This is a genomic window from Candidatus Nomurabacteria bacterium (assembly GCA_020632395.1).
GTDB lineage: Bacteria > Patescibacteriota > Dojkabacteria > SC72 > JAHDCA01 > JACKFQ01.
The window spans coordinates 182,824-204,111 of record JACKFQ010000002.1 but is presented as its reverse complement, the minus strand read 5'-3'; the positions used below and the strand labels follow the sequence as shown (position 1 = coordinate 204,111).

Below are 21,288 nucleotides of genomic sequence, written 5' to 3'. Positions count from 1 at the left end.
TAAATGTTTGCGACCAGAAAATATCCACTTTTCATAATAACTCTACAAGCCGAATAATTGTGCAAGTTTGGCATTTATTGATTCTTCAGCTTCTAATAGTGCCACTTCGCTTGGTGTACCATTTACTGCGACATCGTTTATAGCAGTCCTCAGCTGCTCTTCGATATAGCTTTGTTCACCGATCTTCCAAGCCTTCATCTGAGGAGCCATCTCCATAAAAGCACCAAGGTATGCATGGCTTTGTAGTTCAGCACCCATATCTTTGCGGGAATAAGGTTCTCCAAAGGCTCTTCCTCCTACACTTATCGAATTATTGTGAAATTCTCTGATCTGATCCTGCTCGCTTAAGAATTTGATGAATTTCCAGGCTTCTGTTGAATTTTCAGAGGTAGCTGAAACAGCCTCTCCCCAATACATCGAGAAATAGACCGGATCTCCTGGTAGGGTTGGTGCTGGAACTATGCCGAATTCGATTGCGGGATTTGCATTGATTATGTCAAAAGCCCTCCAACTTGGAGCAAGCATCATTGCCAACTTACCTTGAAAGAACATCTCAAGATCTGATCGAAGATCTGAGCTCCATACCTCATGCTCGTTAGTGAAAGATGTATAAAAGTCGAGTGCATCGATAGCTCTCTGTGTTGTGAGCGAAACTTCTGTATTATAATTCTGATTGATCTCCACACCATTCTGTAGAAGAAACAGTGAAAGGATATCTGCAGAATGTTTGATGTTTGTTGCCGAACCGATCGCTAGACCTGCCTGGTCGATATTTCCTGAAGGATCTTTGATGGTCAATAATTTTGCCTCATCTATAACAGAATCCCAATCTCCTGATGGTTTTGACAAACTCGCTTGTGCAAAGAGTTCTTTATTATAGAAAAGGGCTAGGCCGTCCACCTCAAGAGGAATCGCATAGATCTGTGAATCCGTTCCGGTAAAATCGCTCACTGCTGTAGGATAAAATGTTGCAGAATACTCTGCAGGATCCATGATAGTTGAGGGTAATGGGTTTAGGTACCCTTGAAATTTATTTAGCCAACGATTGTCTATCCTGAAGATATCAGGTGCTGGAGATTGAGCTGAGGCTCCTTGTTGTAAACGTGTGTACAGAGTTCCTTCGTATCCTTCGAATGATTTTTGGGTGTAGATTATTCTGACATTTGGATTTGCCTGTTGATATTTCTCGATCAAGGGTAGCATTACTCCTTCAGGCTCCCACAAACCCCAGTATTCTAATGTCACAGGTTCACCTGTAGGTGTGTTAACATTGTCATTGTTGCCATCCTGTCCAGAAGGTGAGTCGCTGTTGCTGTTCATACTTACGACTAGAAGCACACCAATGATAATAGTCGCCACTACGCCGACTATCAGGATCAATTTCTTACTGTCCATTTATTAATTCTGCTGTTACAACTAATCTATTTGTACCGATACCGACCGGCGAACAGGTCATCAATGTGAGAGTTTCCTTCCATGTTTGTCTGGAAAGGATAGAGAAATCGGTCGGTTCTACTATCTTCTTCTTTCTCACTACATACCTGTATATTCTACCATCTTTGGTCAGTTCTACCTCATCGCCTATTTTGATATCCTCTAATATCGAGAATGCAACCTCGGGATTATTCTTATGATTGTTGAAATACGAATCTACAGCGGAGTGCCCATATATAAAAGAATTTCCACCTGCCCCTGGTAGAGGTGTACTCTTAAAATGAGCCAACCCATATTTCAATACCCGATTATAAGCATTCTCATCATAGCTATCTACGTTAGGGGTGATGTTGAGGTCGACGATGTCTAGCGAACTGATAGTAAGTGACATCGGAGTTGAATAGTTCTGATCTATTTCTACATCTAGATATTGCTGGGTTTCTGGGTTGTAGACCCTTTGGCCATTCTCAGGGGTCAAGACAGCTTGAGCGATCAGGTTCTCAAAGTAGCTTCTTCCCGGATCCCAATAGGCAAATTCTCCCCCGATCTCTCTCTTGTACGAACCAGGGACAGGACTTACTTTCAATTCCTCCCTTTTCTCAATGATAGCACCCTTAATATATGATTGGCCGATGGGTACCGCTTGTGAAGCGAGAATATACAAACCAACTCCAGAGAGCAGTAAGGATATTGTTATTCTAATGTATTTAACTGTACGTTCATGCTTTGCCTCTGATGAACTGACATTCCACATTGCCATAAGATGTTTAATGTTGTAATTTCATCTACAATCCGAATGTTATCTTATCATGGGTTGCTTTACAATCTGCAAAGTTATGATAAATGACAATTAGTTTATACTTTTTGGAGAATTCGGATCTGTTAAGATCATCGTACCATGGGGCTGGCACTCAGGCTGCGTGTCTGCTAGAATACTGCGTATGTCAAAAAGAGATTATTATGAAATATTAGGTGTAGAAAAAGGAGCCTCACAAACAGAGGTTAAAAAGGCTTATCGAAAACTTGCGAAAGAATATCATCCTGATCACAACAGCGATCCAGGTGCCGAGGAAAAATTCAAAGAAGTATCTGAAGCATATGAGGTTCTGTCTGATGAATCGAAACGGAAAGCATATGATCAATATGGACACGCAGGTACAGAAGGGTTCGGTGGCTTCTCAGGAGCTGAGGGGTTCAATGGAACACCTTTTGATATGGGTGATATTGGAGATATCTTTAGTCAATTCTTCGGTGGTGGTCAGGGTTTTGGGTTTGACTTTGGGGGTATGAATGGTCGAGGTTCGGCACGAACGCAAAATATGCAAGGTAGCGATCTTCGATACAAGATCAACCTGTCATTCATGGAAGCTATGGAAGGGGGAGAGTATAAGATCAACGTGACGAGGGATGTTGAGTGTAAAACCTGTTCTGGTAGTGGCAGCAAGAGTGGTGAACTTCAAACGTGTACGACATGTGGTGGTAGAGGACAGGTACAACGAGTACAACAAAGTATCTTTGGTAGGATCGCAATGTTGTCCGAATGTCCAGATTGTGATGGATCGGGGAAGATAGTAAAAGAGAAATGTCCAGATTGTAATGGACAAGGCGTGATACATCAGGAAGTACCTCTGAAGATAAAAGTACCAGCAGGAGCTTATGACGGAATGATACTCAGATATCGTGGTAGTGGTAATAGTGGTAGGAGAGGCCACTCATCTGGAGATCTATTCATCGAGATATCTGTCGAACCTCATGAGATATTTGAAAGGAGAGGAAATGACATCTATATCGATCACGAGATCTCTCCAATGACAGCAGTCCTAGGTGATCAGGTCGAGATCGAATCCCTGCAAGGAGCTGTTAAATTAAAGATCCCATCTGGCACTCAGCCCGACACGATTTTCAGGATCTCTGGCAAAGGAGCACCAATCATTGGGAGAGAAGGTAGAGGTGACCAATACGTCAGGGTTAAGGTAGTTATACCTAAGAAGATCAGTCGAGAAGAAAAGAAGCTTTGGGAAAAGTTGCAAGAACAGCGCTGAATTTGTACCATGTGGTATGGATAAAAATCGTAAAAAGATACTGCTCATTTCAGCAGTAACAATTCTGTTCTCATTTCTGATATTTCTTGTAATTCTCTTTAACGGTCAGAAAAGCACTCTGGTGGCTCTAAGATCATATCAACAGGAGGGTTCGACCATTTCAGTAATTGCAGAGTTAGATCCTTCAAGAGGTGCATATCCTTTAGAACCTAAGTTGTTGCTAAATGATGTGCAGATCAATGAGTGCGGTAAAGATACTGTTGATCCATGTTATTCGACTGTACTGAAAAATGATAAGTATTGGTATTTCAAGGTGGCAAATATGATTGACCTTCAAACAAATACTCTTGAATGGGTAGACACTTTGAAACAATCATTTGGTGCAGAAACTACCTCGATCGGTCTTATATCAAATGTCGAAAATGTAGTTCCGACATTTGAAAGAGCTTACGGAAGGGTTCTAGATCAGTATGATAATCTGATCGGGGACGCTTTAGTGTTTATCGATGCTCCCGAATTAGATACCATATATGTGACCAAAACAGCTGAGGATGGAACATACAGTTTTATCCTTCCCCATTCGGAACAGTACTATCTCCAAGAGGTTTCTGTTGTGACAATGGGAGGAGAAGAGGTAACTCTACGGACGAGTAGTGATTTTAACAAACCCGTGGCAGATCTTATAGTCCAAGTGAAAGAGCCTTCAGAGGAGAACATATTGTCTGAACTTTCTTTCCAATCATATGCTGCAAATTCTTGTATAAAATCTACCACAATGGGAGGTATTCGTGCACAGTGTAATGAGAAAGTGGATTGGTTATCTCAATTAGACACTACAACTTGTCCCAAAGGAGATGGTAGGTTTCGACTTGGAATGATCAAGTCAACATCAGTTACTCAGTTCCACAAGCCTGAGGATGTGAAATTACAACTTGTAGAGAAGTCTACAGGTGAATTAGTGAAAGATTCTGATGGAAATGTTTTGACCGTTTCAAACGGTGGTTATGTAGATGGTGTTGAGGTCGATCTGAAGGATGGTGCAACTTATATTATCAAAGCGTACGAAGGTACGACTGAGTGTAAAAATACAGATGATGGTGACCCAACTGTTTTGTATAGGTCCCCAGAAAATCGCCAAGGTCCTCCTTCTGGTTCCAATACAGGCAGTACGGGTAATACAGGCAATACAGGCAGTACGGGTAATACAGGTAATGGAACAAGTGGTGCGGGTACGATACCACCTGTCACAGACGAGATGAATCTTTGTAAGAAAGTAGGAAATAATTTTGCAGTACAGTACAGGATCCCGGCAGAGGATATACAGAAAGGTGTTTCACTGGGAATGAGGTGGGGAGAGGCATTGATCACGGATCTTGGTGGGATCAATGATTATAAGGCTTCTGTGTCAGATGCAAATAATTTAGGTATGAATGTGATACTTCGCTTATGTTATAAAAATAATTGTAATGTGAATGATGGGGTTGCATATGGTCAAGCCTTAGTAGGTGTATTCAATGAGTTGATGCAAAGCGGTACTCTTCCTCAGGATGGGTTGTTTGCCCATGCCGGGCACAATGAGCCGAACAATGCAGAATATCGAGATCCAACCTCTGAGGCAAACTTCCTGATAGGTGTTGTGAATGCTGTAGATTCTGCCGGATTGCTCGGACAAGATCTCGGTGAGACTACAATCAAGCTCTTGAGTCCTAATCTTGACCTGTACATTTATCAGAATGGACAGTGGCAAGGTTGTTCTGACGGGTGTGATGACCCAAATCCACATCCTATATACACCGCACAGTCATATATCGATGAGATGCTGAAGGTTGAAGGTTTCTACGAAGCTGCGAACAAGTTGTATGCATGGGCAGTAAATGATTATATTTATCAAAAGGGTCCTGATGCTGTTAATGCTGATGTGGATGGCTTTTACTCGGCATACTTACAACCGCGAGATCTACCGGGTCGTGTATTCATTACAGAAACTGGTAACTACGCACCTCCTGGACAACAACCTATTCATGACTGGTCTGTATTAGCAAATACCTTGGCAACATTAGAATCAAAAGAATATGTCGAAGGATTCCTGCTGTTCAATGCTTTAGGAACTAATCGAGATCCTGCTTTTGAATACCACAAACCCCTATGGGATGATAGTAACCTTCTCAAGAGTCTTTTCTCAAATTGTACTATCGGATCATATCAAGTCCCTCAGGAAGGAGAAGTACCTGTGACTACTACCTCTGGGAGTTCGAGTAATGGTAATGGCAGTAGTGCAAGTGGTAGTTCCTCACCCCCTACAACCTCAAGTTCGGTACCATTTAATAGCTCACCGGATAATTCCGCACGGAGTAGTAGTGGATCTCCCGGCATCTACGGGTCGTCATATAATGGGTCTGACCCTTGTCTAGGAGGGATATGCGTAGGAAAAGATTATAATAATTATGCTGTAGCGGTAGGGGGATTATTGAATGGAAACATGGAAGGTGAGTTCGTTAGCGATGGAGCAGCTGAATTAAATGTGCCTAAGTACTGGCATGTGTGGTATCAGAACGGTTGCCAGGGGGGGCAGTGTGGGATCTATGCTTGTTCTAATGAGCCGGCCTTCTGCCGAAGACCTGAATATAAGCAATCTAGTGGTGCTGATGTCGTAAATCGTAGATTAGCAGGAAGCGCCTCGCTACAATACTTTACTACTTACGGGACACATCATGCTGGAGTTTACCAACAAGTTGAACTTGGTCTAGGAGGAACAAATGATATTAAAGTTATTGCCAGTGCGTCTTCCTGGTCGGATGACAAAAGATGTGAGGGATATGGTCAATCTAGTTGTGTTGTTGAAGGGGATTGTTTCTGTGAGATAATTAATAAATTTGTTGGACGGGTAGGGATCGATCCAACTGGGGGTATCGATCCTACCGCATCGACCGTTGAGTGGACAGAGTGGAAGTCATTACCCAATGTTGGACCTCAAGATGGAGCGAATTTTGTACAATTTGAGATCGAAACCACCTCCTCAAATGATAGGGTGACAGTTTTCCTCGCCTCAAATAATGAATATCCATACAGAAACTCTGACTCATACTGGGATGGCGTAGAAATGTTCGTAAATGATATTTTGTCTGTTGGTGATGCCACGAATTCAGGTGAACAGCAATTAGAATATGATACAACAGGTGGGGGTGGTACAACCCCCTCTGGTATAGCGTGTGATCAAAGCGTTTCCGATATAACAGGTATAGACGCCTGTTGGGTTGAATCCCAAAGTTGTCAACCTTTATGTCCTGATGGATATATTGAATCAACCAAAAAATGGCTCAATACAGATGAACCTCTCCCTCCGGCAAACTCATGCCCCTGGGGGCGCACATCTGCACAATGCCCTGCAGGTTGTGGGGTTATTCCTCCTGGTGACGGGAAGTTGGGAGCACACTGTTGTGTAACAAAATGTGTACCAAATTGGAATGGTGATTTTGAAGATCCCCGATTACAAAGTAGCAAAGATCTCCTTCCTACGAATTCAAATATAATATCTCAAAATATATTAGGAGCAACGACCCCTCCAATGATCACTTTGCCAACTCGAGGTGAGTATGAGATCTATGCAGAGGGATATATGAGTGAACCGATCTATCGTGCGAATTTTGCAAATACACCGCTAGAACTACCTGTATTTCAGGATCTGGATCAGGATGGTGAATATGATGAAGGAGAACCGTTTGCTCCTGATGTTAGTATGGTGAGCATTCGACAGATCGGAGATGCCATACAACTAGATCTGTCAGAAGGGATCAACCTCGTCTCAATTCCTTTTTACAATGAAGATCTTACGAGTGTAAGTGATATCTTTTCTGCCATCAAAGATCAAGGTGGTTTAGCAACTTCTATTGCTGTTTATCGAAATAGTGGAAAAACATCTGGCTGGAATATGTATAGTATGGTCGGAAACCAGAGTTATGGTGAGGATTTTGACTTCAGACCTGGAGACGCTATGTTCATAGTGATCAAAAGAGCTGTAGACCTTAGATTACGGGGTACATCTTACGCAGAACCAGTTCAGCAGTATGTAAAGGCGGGTTGGAATCTAATAGCAATCAAGGGTACATCTGCAAGCTATGATGCTGGTAGAGTATTAGAGGAAGTAACCGATCTCCCAGGAGTACAGGCATCTGCTATAGCGGTATGGGATAGTTCCAAAGGTAGTTACAGACAGTTCATCTTTGAAGGTCGTGAGGAGTATGGTTCTGATTTCGGGATAACTGATGTACAGGGGATATTTTTACTTGTTGATAATGGTGTAGGGTATTGGATACCCTCAGAGAAGTAACTGGTAAATGAAAAATACCGTAAGGATAACAATAATGCTGTTTCTAGCAGTACTTGTTCCGGCGACATTACTATTGCTGTTCATTTTCATTGAAAGATCCTCATACAAGGAACATGTTTTAGCCAATATCTCTGATGACGCCATAACAATAGTGATCCTTAAAGAGCCTTCTTTTCATCTGCCTTTTGTATCGTCTGTGATCAAAAGTGACGACGAGCATCTATCTGATTGTGACAATGGGAATCTTCCATGCTTGATCGATCATGTTGACACTGTTTATTATGAATATTACGAAGTTAAACTCGATCATGCGATACAAGAGCATTCTTTATCGTGGTCTGATACACTAAAAGGTGTCATATTCAATAAGCCTGAGATATCGCAACAATTCTCTCTGCCATCAGTCAGCGAAGATATCCCAACCCCTTCTAGAGTGTATGGGCGAGTTGTAGATGATCACGACCTTGGTATAAAAGATTCTCTGGTATTGATACGATCTGAAGATGATGTTGCTCCGATAATTGCCTCCACTACAGGAGATAATGGTAGTTATAGTATCGCATATACCAATGGAGTAGATGAGAACTTCATTCAAGAAGTTGAGGTTGTAACGCCTCTCGGTGAAAAACGAACCTATATGACCGCATCCTTCTATAATCAACCTGTAGCAGACATAATCTTTCCCTCTACACTCGATGGATCAGATATTGCCCTTCTTCATCAAGTAAATGCAGCAAATAGCTGTATAAATAGCACTGATCGAGGAGGGATACGTGTGCAGTGTAATGATAAGATCGATTGGACATCCTCATTGGATACCAGAGATTGTCCGGAGGGGGAATCCAGATTTAGATTAGGGCTGATCAAACATACTAGCTACACCCAATTTCATAGACCCGCTACTGTAACCCTCAAACTTTTTGATGAAACCTCAAGCTCATATGTTCAAGATCCTACAACTAATGCAGATCTTGAGATCCGAAATGGTGGGTATGTAGAAATTGGATCATCTGGTTTGGAGATCGGGAAGACATATTTGATCAAAGCTTTTGACGGTACAACCGAGTGTATAAATACGACAGAAAAGGACCCATCTGTGACCGTGAACATACCAAAAGGACCTCCAGCCCCAGTCGTGACTGGTACAACAGGTTCTACAGGAACAACTGGATCGGCAGGGGACTCAAGTCCAGCAGGAACAACTATCCCTCCGATGACTCAAACAGCGAACTTATGTTCAAAGATGGGGGAGAATTTCGCCATCCAGTACCAAGTCCCTGTAGATAAAATGCAACAAGCTGTAGGTTCTCGTATGAGATGGGGAGAGGCATTGATAACTGATCTTGGTGCGATGAATGATTATGCTCAAAGTGTGATAAATGGGAAGAATGTCGGGATGAACCTACTCTTAAGGCTTTGCTACAAAGGAAATTGCAATATCAATAATGGGAATGCTTATGGTAACTCCGTATTAGAGGTCTATAATTCACTAAAAGCCTCTGGGCAATTACCTCAAAATGGACTTTTTATTCATGGAGGTCATAATGAACCAAATGTTGCCGAATACCGTGATCCTAACGATGAGGCTCAGTTTGTTGCTGATCTGATCTCTGTTCTGAAAGGAGCTGGCGTTTTATCAACAGATCCTGAGGATATTGGAATTAAAGTGATCTCTCCAAATCTTGATCTATATAGTAATGGCGATGGACAGTGGCCGGGTTGCAATGATGGGTGTGATGATCCAAATCCTCATCCTATCTATTCTGCACAGACCTATGTGGATAAGATGTTGGAAAACAGCTCGTTCTCAGCAGTATCAGGAGATATATTTGCATGGGCAGTAAATGACTACTTATATCAAAGGGGCGAGGGTAATGTTGTATCTGATATTCAGGCATTTACATCATATCTACAATCAAAAGGGCTGAGGGATACGATAATTGTTACAGAGCTGGGAAAGATCGATACTTCAATGAATTGGGATGTTCTCGCAAACACTATAGGAGCTCTCGATTCGATGGAAAATGTCTTTGTGATAATGCTTTTCAATAGTCTTGGCTCTAACCCCGACAGTGCATTTTCATATCATCAAGAGTTATGGTCTAATTCCGGCTTGATCTCAAGACTGTTATCAAATTGTGGAGCAGGAAATTTTCAGGTTCCTCAGGAAGGCTCAGTGAGTGTAACTTTTGAAAAGGGATATACAGGAAGTGCTACCAGCACAGGCAATACATCAAGTGTTGGTATAACTGGGGTAAACGGAAATACGAGTAGTTCGTCATCTCCCTACGGAGGGACATACAATGGAAATGACCCATGCCTAGGGAATATTTGTGTAGGAGTAGGTCATCAAGATCATGCAACAGCTTTAGGTGGATTATTAAATGGAGGTTTTGAAGGAAGTTTCGTATCTGATGGTGCTGCTGAGCTCAAAGTTCCACAATATTGGCATGCATGGTATCAGAACGGATGTCAGGGAGGGATGTGTGGGGTGTATTCGTGTTCGTCAGATCCTGCGATATGCAGACGACCCGAGTATAAACAATCGACAGGATTTGCAAATAGGATCCCCTCAGGAGGTGGAGCCTCCTCCTTACAATGGTTTACAACTTACGGAACTCATCATGCAGGTGTATATCAGCAGATAGATCTTGGGGAAGGTGGATCAAATGATCTTATATTTAAAGCAAGAGCTTCATCCTGGTCTGATGGTAAGCATTGTGAGAATTTTGGAGAAGCCAGCTGTAATGAGTCAGGTGATTGTGTGTGTCAGGTAGTAAACAAATTTGTAGGAAGGATAGGCATCGACCCTACAGGCGGTATTGATCCTGACTCTACATCTGTCATCTGGTCTGATTGGAAAGATCTACCAAATGTACAACCTAGTGACAGTAGTCAGTTCACTGACTTTGAGATCTCTGCAAGCTCAGATTCCTCTCTTATCACGGTATATTTAGCTGCTAATAATGAATATCCGTACAGAAATTCTGATGCTTACTGGGATTCTGCAGAGCTATTTGTGAATGATTCGATCTCAGTGGGGAATGCCGAGACTGATGGGGGTGCAGTAGGTGGAGGAGGTGTAGGTGGAGGAGGTGGGCAATGCACTTCTGATAATGTGTCAGGACCTAATGGGGAAGCTTGCTGGGATCCATCTGTTGGTGGTGTGCAGAGTATATTGCTTTCTGGTGGTGAATCTATGAATATGGTTCTTGGTGCTGCATCATTGAAACTTCCAAGTCGTGGGGAATTTTTGATCGAATCATCTGTTTTCGATACAAGCGAACAGTATGTCTATAATTATTCAGATGATCAGATAAATGTACCGGTATTCCAAGACAGAGATGGCGATGGGATCTTTGACACTGATGAATACCCTGCCCCATCTATTATGGATCTGAAATTAACAAAAGTTGGGGATGTCATAGAGATCGATCTAAAACCGGGTATCTCGATACTCTCGATCCCTTTTTATACAGAAGATTTTGACGAGGCCCAAGAAATACTTCAGGAGATCATAGATCAAGGGGGTTATGCAACAGCAGTTGCTACATACTCGGGAAATGCTACTAATGGATGGTTTTCTGCGAATAGGCGTGGGACACAGAATTATGGTGAAGACTTTACCTTGTCACCGGGAGATGCGATGTATCTAGTAGTCCAGGAGGCTGTAAAATTGAGACTCAAAGGGAAAAGTTATACATCCCCTGTACAGCAATATATGGTAAAGGGCTGGAATTTGATTGCATTGAAAGGTGGATCAGCCCAGATATCTGCAAGCGAGCTCTTGGCAGAGGTGAATCAACTGCCAGGTGTCAAAGCTAGTAAAGTTGCGATCTGGGATCCGGCACGAGGGAGGTTCATTACATATGTTACTAAAGGAGATGGTGTGTTTGGAGTAGACTACACGATAAGTGACAAGATAGGAATCTTTCTATTTGTAGATGAGGGTGTCGGCTATTGGACTCCTGATGGCTGATGTGTTAGAATGAAGACGGAAGTTATATGAAGGGAAGGTGGGTAATTAAGCTCACCTTTTTTTTATGATCACGACAAAGATTAAATTCTCATTTATTTAGATCATGGCTATGGTATCAGAATTTGTTGCCGCAATAAATCAGATCTGTTCTGAAAGAGGGATAGAACCAGAAGCAGTCTATACTTCCCTTGAAACCGCAGTATTAGCAGCATATAAGAGGGAATACGAAAAAGAAGGCGATATGATGGTTGAGATGGATAGAGAGACAGGAACCTTTAGAGTTATCGCCAAAAAAGAGGTTGTCAAGAAGGTAGAGGATGAGAATATCCAGATCTCACTCAAAGAAGCAAAGAAGATCGAACCAGGCCTAGAAGTAGGTGATACTGTAGAGATCGAACAAGAGGTTGAGGATTTTGGCCGTATCGCAGCACAAACAGCAAAACAGGTCATAATGCAAGGTATCCGTGAGTCAGAAAAAGAAGCTGTTCTACAAGAATATAGCGACAAGATTGGAGAGATCTTTACTGCTATGATGCACAGAATGCAGGGTGGAAATGCTGTCTTTGAGATCGGTAAGGCTGTTGCTTTCATGCCACCAGATGAACAGGTATCAAACGAGTTCTATCGAGTGGGAGAGAGATACAAAGTCTTGCTTAAAGCTATAGAAGATACACCACGAGGAAGGACACTCGTCATATCGAGGAGTGATCCGGATTTTTTGATAGGACTTTTTGCTATGGAAGTTCCTGAGATCGAATCCGGTGTTGTTGAGGTTAAAGGTTGTGCTAGAGAGTCGGGCTCACGAAGCAAGATGTCTGTTACCTCACATCAGTCAGGTGTCGATCCTATTGGGTCATGTGTTGGACAAAGAGGGATGAGGATCGCAAATGTCATGTCAGAGTTAGGTGAAGAAAAGATCGATATAATCGAATGGAGGGAAGATGTGGAAGAATATGTACAGAAAGCATTGAGTCCTGCACAGGTCATATCGGTAAAGGTGGAAGATGGTGTTGCTACAGTTAAAGTCGAAGAGGATCAGTTATCCCTAGCGATCGGAAAAGATGGACAGAATGTAAGACTCGCCGCCAAACTAACCAATCTGAAAATTGACATACAAGGTCCTGATGGGAATAGTTCAAGGCACACAAAGGATGAGGCAGAAGGTGAAGATAATCACGAAACTACCGAAGATATTGATGAAAATGAGCTAAAAAAGTCCACAAAGAAGAATTCTACAAAGAAAACTACTGCAAAGAAATCAGCCTCTACAAAAGAAACCAGTAAAAAGAGAAAAGTAGATGAGGCTATAGAGAAGAAATTAACCAAAGCAGGTAAAAGTGTCGAGGAAGTAGCCGATTGGAGTGTTGAACAGCTAATGGAGCTTGATGGGATAGGCAAAGTATCCGCCCAGAAGATCCATGATGCCTTAAATGCCTAAGATCAGTTGACATATCAGAGTTGAAGCATATTCCTATGCGTACATGTTTGGTGAGTAGGAAAAAGCTCCCAAAGGATCAGTTGGCGAGGTTTGTTATCGATCCTTTGTCAGGTAAGTTCACTATAGATAGTATGGGCAAGGTTAGATCTAGAGGTGCCAATCTTAGCTTGGATCTTGAGCTTTACGATAAAGCTGTTAGATCAGGAGCTTTTGAAAGGGCATTGAAAAGCAAGATCGAAGGGGAAGATTATGCTGACACACGAGAAGAATTTGAACAATATATACGAAAGGTCCAATTTAGAGGAAACAGGAAAAAGGTTAGTATTCGCATACAGGGAGAGAAAGTTAAGCTAGATTGATGTATAATGGTCAGGAATTCTATGAAAACAAGCACAAAAACACAATCTAATACTCGTATTCCGATCATCACTATTCTCGGGCATGTTGATCATGGAAAGACCACGATCCTTGATAAGATCAGGAATGCAAATGTCCAACTGAAAGAAGTCGGAGGTATCACACAAAAGATATCAGCATTCACTATCGAACATGAGCATTTTGGTGATTCCAAGAATTTCTCAAAACTTACATTTATAGATACACCAGGACACGAAGCTTTTGATCTGATGCGAAAGAGAGGTGGTGATATTGCTGATATTGTACTGCTAATCGTTGCAGCTGATGATGGTCTAAAACCACAAACCCTAGAATCCATTGAGATAATCAAGGCATCTAGGGCTAAACCAATAGTAGTAGTAAACAAGGTTGATCTACCAAATCTAGATATCGAGAAGATCAAACGCGAACTTGCGAACAACGAGATCTTAGTAGAGGGGATGGGTGGAGATATCCCTCTCGTACAAGTATCTGGGAAAACTGGTAAGGGTATCCCAGAACTCTTAGACACAATCGCACTATTGATAGATGTAGAAGGTATAAGGAATCCCGATGAATTGCCCGATAGGTCTACAGGTCGAGCATTTGTGCTTGAATCTGTCAAAGACAATAGTAAAGGAAATGTATCAACCGTTATTGCTACAGGAGGAGAATTAAAGGTAGGTGATTGGTTGGTATATGGACTTAAGGGAGAAACATATATCGAAAAATTAAAAGGCTTTATGTCTGAAACAGGTGAAAAGATAGATTCATTAAAGGCTGGTTATGGAGGTAAGATCATCGGAGTATCGAATCTTCTCGAACTTGGAGCTGTTGTCCTTTCTTCTGAAACTAACGATAAACAATTAGCCAAGAACATTGTGACCAAAGATGAAGAGATCAGAACTGAGGTTGAAGCAGAAGAAGAAACACCCGATGCATGGTTCGCTGAAATGTTTGGAGGTGAGGAGGAAGTAGATGAGCCAGTCCAGAAATTGAACATCATAGTAAAAAGTTCGTCTGAAGGTTCGCTACAAGCCATACTAAAAAGTCTCGAGAAGGTCGATGTTGATGGCTTTAGCGTAAATGTCATAGATTCTGGTGTGGGTGATGTATGGATGAGAGATGTGGAGATGGCGAGAGTGACAAAATCGATCATATTGGCATTTGAGGTACAGGTGGATAATTTGGCTGCAGCAGAAGCTCGCAGTTCCAAGATATTAATACGACAGTATGACATCATCTACAAACTTGTTGATGAGGTAAATGATGTTCTCACAGCTATGTCCACACCTAAAGAAACAGAAGAAGATCTAGGAGATGCAGAGATCAAAGAGATCTTTGTACTATCAGATGGGAAAAAGGTTTTAGGTGGTAGAGTATCAAATGGTCTGATAAAGCGAGGGGAAAAATGTTATGTAGTGCGGGGTGATGATATTGTTGCTGAGGGACGCATAGTATCCTTAAAGCACGGTAAAGAAGATATCAAAGAAACACAAAAGGGTAATGATTTTGGTGCAATAATCGAACCAACATCAGCAAATGCTGAAGTTGGCGACAAGCTATTCTGTTTCAAGATTGTTAAGTAATTACAGGAAACACCAACTCCCGGTTCCAAGCGTGAAGATATACCTATAGAATTGCAGAAATGCACTATATAGGTTATACTTAGCTATGGCTGATAACAATGAGTCTATAAAAGATATGATCCTCAATTCAAAGAAGATCGCCATTTGTGTAGAGGATGTTAGTTCTACAGAGATCGCAACATGTTTAGGGTTGCTTGCTAAGTTTCTAGCAGATAGGGGTAAAGAAGTAGGTGTATATAGTGCGGGAGCGATCGATACTCAATTAGCAGAAAAGATAGAGAACGAAGGTTTCAAGGTCGAAAATACTTTGAAAAGTATCACATATGTCATCAGTATAGATTACGGAAGAACAGGTATTGAGAAGATATCGTATGATCCGGATGAAAAGACAGGTCGATTGAATTTTTATATAACCCCTACTTCTGGAGAGTTCGACTTTGAGAATATCGAGTATAAAACAGAGGGAAATGATTTCGATACCGTTATCACAATTGGAGTCACATCATTCAAAGATCTTGGAGAGTTGTATGATAAGAATCGAAAGCTTTTCATAGATTCCAAAGTAATATCCATCGTCAAGGGAGATAGTACGTTGGGGGATCAAAGCATTCAAGTCGGAGAAGATGAGAATTACCTTGTCGCATTAAAACAACTTATCGGTGAAGATCTTGATGAAAAATCTGCAAATTTGATAGCTGATGCACTTCTTGGAGATATTCAGACAGTTGATATGATAGGAGATCCAGATCTACTTAGTGAATTAGTGGAATTAGGAAAGTATGGGGTTGATCTATCGGATAAACTGAACAAAATATTCTATACCAAAACCTATTCAAATCTGGACCTTCAGATCAAGCTGATGCACAATGTGACAGTTGATCGTGAGAGTCGGGTGATATGGTCGAAATTAAACAGAGAGGAATTGAAATTCTGTGGGATAGATAAAGACAATATCGATCTGAGAGGAAGGATCATTTTCAATATCACTGATGAGTTTGATATAGCATTTGCTGTGTATGAAGTTGCCAGAGATGAGCTAGAGATAGTTGTAGAATCAAATGATACCTCCAAATATGAGGCTTCAAATATCGCTGGAGTATTTGGTGGTAAAGGCACACCATCACATGCGACCTTTAGGGTCGAGAATATGCCGATCAAGGATTTTGAGAAGAACATCTTTGTAGTTTTAAATGATATGTATGGCTTGAACGTTAAAGGTAAAGCAGTAGAATTCAAGTCTAGTGCGGGAAACGGAGAGAAGGAAAGACCCAATCTTCCTCCTACAGTTGGTGGGTCAAAAGGTAAATAGCCCATAAAGTGCTTGACAATATCGTATTAAAATAGTAAAAATACGCGTCATTCGAGTTGTGGATAACTCGTTTTGAAAGAAAAGAGCACTGTCCAGGTTGCTATTGCCACCATATTAGCTATGTGATAGATTGAATCAATGTCTTTAACACCAGAAGAAAAGAGCAAAATAATTGCAAAGTATGCAGTGCATGACGGTGATACAGGTTCACCCGAGGTACAGATCGCAATACTTACAGAAAGGATCTCACGATTAAGTGAGCATCTAAAAGGGCATAAGAAAGATAACCACTCACGCAGAGGTCTATTACAGCTAGTTGGTAAAAGAAGGAGACTCATTGAGTATCTGAAAGGAACTGACGAGAACAGGTACACTAAGTTAGCAAAAGAGTTAAAGCTTTAACCCCTTCCTTCCTCAATTTAACTTCCACTGTATACCCGGGTAATTGAACACCGGATGTTTACAGGGAGTTTATTTTTCAAGAAAATTATATGTTCAAAGAGATCAAGCACGAGTTTGAGATCGAGGGTGTAAAATGTACATTCTCGACTGGAAAACTTGCAAGAAAGTCCCAATCTGCAGTCATTGCACAGATGGGCGACACAGTTGTCATGGCTACTGTGAATACGGGTGAAGCCCGAACAGATATGGATTACTTCCCTCTCAGTGTTGAATACATCGAGAAGATGTATGCAGCAGGAAAGATATCAGGATCACGTTTTGTGAAAAGAGATAGATTTCCTACTGATGATGCAACTCTAAAAGCTAGGATCATAGATAGATCTATCAGACCTAGATTTCCTGAGGATTATCGAGATGAGGTACAAGTTATCGTAAAAGTTCTTTCATTCGATCCAGATTATGATCCGGTAATTATTGGTGTAAATGCTGTCTCAGCAGCTTTACTGATCTCAGGATCTCCAATTACTGAACCAATCTCAGGTGTAAGAGTTGGTATGAAAGACGAAACCTTGTTTGCATACAACAAACATGTAGACAGGGATAACATCGAGGAGTCAAAGTTGGACCTTGTACTTGCTGGTGATGGTAAAAGCCTAACAAACATAGATTCCAATGCATATGAGATCTCGGAAGATCGATACATTGAGGCTATGGAGTACGGTCTAGAATTAATGACACCTTGGTTAGAGGCTCAGAGGGTATTTGCAGATATGGTCGAAGGAGTTGAGAAGGCGGAGTATGTTTCCTTTGCACTTCCTGAAGAATTGGTTAAGAAAGCAGTTTCAATATTTGGAGATGAGATAGGTGGAAATCTGACAATGCTTGATAAGCGAGCTGCAAAATCTCTAACATTAGAGAAGATGGCAGAGGAGTTTGGAAGTGAATACAGTAAGAAACAGTTGGATGATGCGTATGAAGCAGTTGCAAAGAAAGAACTACGCAAGTTAGTTCTAGGTGAAGGTAAGAGAGTAGATGGACGTGCATTGGATGAGATACGCGAACTAAATTATGAGGTCGATCTGTTACCTAGGGTTCATGGTTCAGGTTTGTTTACTCGAGGTATGACTCAGGTTATGACCATAGCTACACTTGGTAGCTCTAGAAGTATGATGTTTGTTGATGATATGACAGGAGAGGATACTCGCCGATATATGCATTTTTATGTAGAGGGACCTTACAGTTTCGGAGAAGCCGGAAGATATAAGTATATTCCGGGTAGACGAGAGGTCGGACATGGTGCTTTAGCAGAAAAGGCTTTGTACCCGGTGCTACCTTCGATGGAAGAATTCCCATACACGATCATGCTCATGAGTGAGATCATGTCTGAAGAAGGTTCAAGTAGCATGGCTTCTACATGTGGTTCTACCCTTGCTTTGATGGATGCAGGTGTTCCAATCAAGAAGCCTGTGGCTGGAATAGCTATAGGTGTAGTCATGGATGAAGATACAAATGAGTTCAAAGTGTTAACCGATATACAGGGGGTAGAAGATTTTTATGGGTACATGGACTTTAAGGTTACGGGTACGAGAGATGGTGTAACTGCGGTTCAGATGGATACAAAATCTTCAGGTTTGCCTATGGAGATATTTCGTGAGGCGATCCAGGCTGCGAAGAAGGCCAGACTAACTATCTTGGATGGAATGGCAGAAGTCATTGGTAAACCTCGTGAAGAGCTTTCGGAGTTTGCACCTAAGGTTGAGATGCTGATGATACCTGTCAGCAAGATCGGTGAGCTGATCGGACCTGGTGGAAAGAATATTAAGAAGATAATCGATGAAACAGGCGTCGAATTGAATGTTGAGGATGATGGGTCTGTACATATCTATGCTGATGATGCCGCTTCTATCCAGAAGGCGAGAGAGTATGTCGAAGAATATGCTTTTGAGCCAGAAGTGGGACAGATCTATACAGGAACAGTCTCAAAGATCGCAGAGTTCGGGGCTTTTGTGAAATTAGCCAAGAGCGTTGAAGGTTTGGTGCATGTCTCTGAGATCTCGGATTCTTTTGTCAAGGATGTTAGAAGTTTCCTTAAAGAGGGTGAGACAGTAAAGGTAAAAGTGATAGGTTTTGGAGATAATGGAAAGATCAGACTTTCGATCAAAGCTTTGAGCAATGGTAGTAGTCCAGACCAGAGTACCAATAGCTCTCATGATGATAGTAATAACACAGAGGAGTAAAAGGTTTCTTAGGTAAGATTTTTCAGACGGAGCAGAAATGCTCCGTCTGTTACTTTTGTTTCAATATATCGTATGAAGATTATATCTATAAAGTTGCTATAATTATCTATGCAAAAATTTATCACGACACTTTCACTTTCTCTGCTTCTTTCTTTAATGTTCAATTATTTGGTTAGGGGTTTTGAACCAGGATTAGGGATATTTCTGTTTACTGCATCGATCATCGTCGTTTCTCTTCTCTTAGTGAAATTGTATATCCCATCTAAAAAGGTGAGTTTAAATATTTCAGTATCATTAGCGATACTGGTCATCCTGTTACCACCCCTGATACGAGATAATGTTTTTGCTACTGTGATCTACTGTATGTTACTCCCGTTCATGATCATAGCTCTGTTGGATGAGTTTGGGTACTCAAAACCAATATCTATCACTGCAGGGGTAGCACAAGCAGTGATAAGGTGTATAAGTTTACCAATCTCCATGATCAGTGCTTATGACCAATTCGATACAGGCAGTAAGAGAAAGATCACCAAAAGCAAAGGAGATCGAAAGATCCCTTTCCGTAGTTTAACATATGTTGCTATAGGGATAATTCTTGCAATCCCGTTGTTAGTGATATTCGGAGGGTTGTTTAGTAGTGCTGATCCGGCATTTGCACAGGTATTCTCCGTTAGCGATCTGATAAAGTGGTTGGCTGATATAGATCTCTGGGTCTCGATAGATGATCTCATGGTCATCGTCATAGTTTCTCTTTTACTTGTGGGTTTGTACGGAATTATGATGTCCAAGACCGATGCTTTCCAAAACTCACTCATAAAATTGAAACCACCAATCATCACGGGGTATGAACCAATCATCTTTACAACATTTTTCTCACTTTTATCTATCCTTTTCGGAGTGTTTGTGTTTGTGCAACTTCGGTACTTATTTGGAGGATCTGAACAGGTGATCTCAGAAGCTACCGGCCTGACCTTTGCACAGTACGCAAGGAGAGGTTTTGTTGAATTACTAATTACTTCGTTCCTAGTGATCGGCATATCTACTGTGATGTTAGGTGTGGTTGATAGGGTCAAATTGAAAAAGAGTCTCACTCTTCCTTTCTATACCTTGATCGGACTTACATTTCTGATAGGTGTATCTGCTCACTACCGTTTACTTATCACAGAGCAGTTTTATGGACTCACGAATATCCGATTGCTTGGTCATATAATGATGCTAGGGGTTATGGCGATGTTGACCTTGTTGTTCTTATCCGTACGAACGGAGCAATTCTTTCGCAGGATCAACAAATGGTCTTTATATATTTCATTGTCCATCATCTTGCCACTTATTGTATTTCCTACGGATCGATTGGTGGCATATGTGAATTGGGAGCGATTTGGATCCGGTGCGAGTTTTGACCTTGCATACAACATTAACCTAAGCGATGAAGCTACTTCTTTAAATCTTCGGAAAGTTGATGAAGTCGGTACTGAAACTATGCAGAAAGTTACGAAAGCACACTATTCTACAGATCCGTCTTTCAATGGCGATAATAGCGCATGGAATATATATTGGCCGAGCCTAAGATCGTCGAAAAGCTCTCTTGATCCTGTCGAACTGAAACTCGAGGCAGAAAATGATCTTGCAGATTTTATCTCCAGATATTCTGGTGCACTCAAGAATAAGAACTCTCAAATGATAAAAAAATACTGGTCAGACGGTGTGGTTTATGAGGACAAGCAATTCCAAGCTCTTTCTCAAATAATCGTTACCGGATATGTCCCTGTGGAGATCCCTGCATTTGATGATTGGTATCTGCTCAATTATGATCCTTTTGGGATCCCGAATAACTGGTATGGTCTATATATACCGATCAAGTTCAATTACAAGGCTCCAAATAAGACTACAGGTGAGATGGTAGATCAATGTATGAATGATTCACTATATGTTAGATTAGAACGTGGAGAATGGAAAATCACCTCTGCAGAAGTTGTGTGGTTTGGTGAATTAGAGATCGAAGGCGAGACATGGATCCCATCAACCTCAAATATCCCTAGCCATTCGAATCCAAATTACAATGAATGTAGCTCATACTAAACAAATTAGTGATATTTCGGTGAATTTTCAGTATTGCTACTGCACAACATATCCCCTTTGTAGAGATGTAATCTTAG

Annotated in this window: 12 protein-coding genes; 10 read left to right on the top strand and 2 right to left on the bottom strand. The window is 41.4% G+C overall.

Going from position 1 to position 21,288, the window contains the following annotated elements; all coding sequences use genetic code 11:
- Positions 1–42 precede the first annotated feature (42 nt).
- The gene (locus H6763_03000; protein MCB9803774.1) at positions 43–1,395 is read right to left on the bottom strand and encodes an extracellular solute-binding protein; all 1,353 of its coding nucleotides are present in this window, start codon (positions 1,393–1,395) and stop codon (positions 43–45) included.
- Positions 1,385–2,194 carry a sortase gene (locus H6763_02995; protein MCB9803773.1) on the bottom strand — a complete coding sequence of 270 codons (810 nt, stop codon included), beginning with the start codon at positions 2,192–2,194 and terminating at the stop codon, positions 1,385–1,387. Before H6763_02995 ends, H6763_03000 begins: the two co-directional genes overlap by 11 nt.
- A 181-nt stretch (positions 2,195–2,375) precedes the next feature.
- Between H6763_02995 and dnaJ the strand changes: the two genes are divergently transcribed.
- The 10 genes from dnaJ (at position 2,376) to H6763_02945 (ending at position 21,211) form a co-directional block, all read left to right on the top strand.
- Positions 2,376–3,476 (top strand): molecular chaperone DnaJ, encoded by a 1,101-nt coding sequence (gene dnaJ, locus H6763_02990; GenBank protein ID MCB9803772.1) that lies wholly within the window; start codon positions 2,376–2,378, stop codon positions 3,474–3,476.
- A 16-nt stretch (positions 3,477–3,492) separates the two neighbouring features.
- Positions 3,493–7,803: a hypothetical protein gene (locus tag H6763_02985; GenBank protein ID MCB9803771.1), complete on the top strand. Its 4,311-nt coding sequence runs from the start codon at positions 3,493–3,495 to the stop codon at positions 7,801–7,803.
- 7 nt (positions 7,804–7,810) lie between these two features.
- The gene (locus H6763_02980; GenBank protein MCB9803770.1) at positions 7,811–11,782 is read left to right on the top strand and encodes a hypothetical protein; all 3,972 of its coding nucleotides are present in this window, start codon (positions 7,811–7,813) and stop codon (positions 11,780–11,782) included.
- A 103-nt stretch (positions 11,783–11,885) separates the two neighbouring features.
- Complete coding sequence (nusA, locus tag H6763_02975) at positions 11,886–13,220, top strand: transcription termination/antitermination protein NusA (protein MCB9803769.1); 1,335 nt, start codon at positions 11,886–11,888, stop codon at positions 13,218–13,220.
- Positions 13,221–13,270: 50 nt separating this feature from the next.
- Positions 13,271–13,579: a YlxR family protein gene (locus tag H6763_02970; GenBank protein ID MCB9803768.1), complete on the top strand. Its 309-nt coding sequence runs from the start codon at positions 13,271–13,273 to the stop codon at positions 13,577–13,579.
- A gap of 21 nt (positions 13,580–13,600) precedes the next feature.
- Complete coding sequence (locus H6763_02965; protein MCB9803767.1) at positions 13,601–15,184, top strand: GTP-binding protein; 1,584 nt, start codon at positions 13,601–13,603, stop codon at positions 15,182–15,184.
- A gap of 85 nt (positions 15,185–15,269) precedes the next feature.
- Entirely contained in the window at positions 15,270–16,493 is a 1,224-nt protein-coding gene (locus H6763_02960; protein MCB9803766.1) for a hypothetical protein, read from the top strand.
- A gap of 138 nt (positions 16,494–16,631) precedes the next feature.
- On the top strand, positions 16,632–16,895 hold the full coding sequence (gene rpsO / locus H6763_02955) for a 30S ribosomal protein S15 (protein ID MCB9803765.1): 264 nt from the start codon (positions 16,632–16,634) through the stop codon (positions 16,893–16,895).
- Positions 16,896–16,984: 89 nt separating this feature from the next.
- The gene (locus tag H6763_02950) at positions 16,985–19,132 is read left to right on the top strand and encodes a polyribonucleotide nucleotidyltransferase (protein ID MCB9803764.1); all 2,148 of its coding nucleotides are present in this window, start codon (positions 16,985–16,987) and stop codon (positions 19,130–19,132) included.
- A 108-nt stretch (positions 19,133–19,240) separates the two neighbouring features.
- Complete coding sequence (locus H6763_02945) at positions 19,241–21,211, top strand: DUF4173 domain-containing protein (GenBank protein MCB9803763.1); 1,971 nt, start codon at positions 19,241–19,243, stop codon at positions 21,209–21,211.
- Positions 21,212–21,288 lie beyond the last annotated feature (77 nt).

What these genes read in the sequence shown, in the direction of transcription:
- H6763_02960 (MCB9803766.1), top strand. Translation starts at nt 15,270, where the DNA reads ATGGCTGATAACAATGAGTCTATAAAAGATATGATCCTCAATTCAAAG.
- H6763_03000 (MCB9803774.1), bottom strand. Translation starts at nt 1,395, where the DNA reads ATGGACAGTAAGAAATTGATCCTGATAGTCGGCGTAGTGGCGACTATT.
- H6763_02980 (MCB9803770.1), top strand. Translation starts at nt 7,811, where the DNA reads ATGAAAAATACCGTAAGGATAACAATAATGCTGTTTCTAGCAGTACTT.
- H6763_02995 (MCB9803773.1), bottom strand. Translation starts at nt 2,194, where the DNA reads ATGGCAATGTGGAATGTCAGTTCATCAGAGGCAAAGCATGAACGTACA.
- H6763_02945 (MCB9803763.1), top strand. Translation starts at nt 19,241, where the DNA reads ATGCAAAAATTTATCACGACACTTTCACTTTCTCTGCTTCTTTCTTTA.
- H6763_02985 (MCB9803771.1), top strand. Translation starts at nt 3,493, where the DNA reads ATGGATAAAAATCGTAAAAAGATACTGCTCATTTCAGCAGTAACAATT.
- H6763_02950 (MCB9803764.1), top strand. Translation starts at nt 16,985, where the DNA reads ATGTTCAAAGAGATCAAGCACGAGTTTGAGATCGAGGGTGTAAAATGT.
- nusA (MCB9803769.1), top strand. Translation starts at nt 11,886, where the DNA reads ATGGCTATGGTATCAGAATTTGTTGCCGCAATAAATCAGATCTGTTCT.
- H6763_02965 (MCB9803767.1), top strand. Translation starts at nt 13,601, where the DNA reads ATGAAAACAAGCACAAAAACACAATCTAATACTCGTATTCCGATCATC.
- rpsO (MCB9803765.1), top strand. Translation starts at nt 16,632, where the DNA reads ATGTCTTTAACACCAGAAGAAAAGAGCAAAATAATTGCAAAGTATGCA.
- dnaJ (MCB9803772.1), top strand. Translation starts at nt 2,376, where the DNA reads ATGTCAAAAAGAGATTATTATGAAATATTAGGTGTAGAAAAAGGAGCC.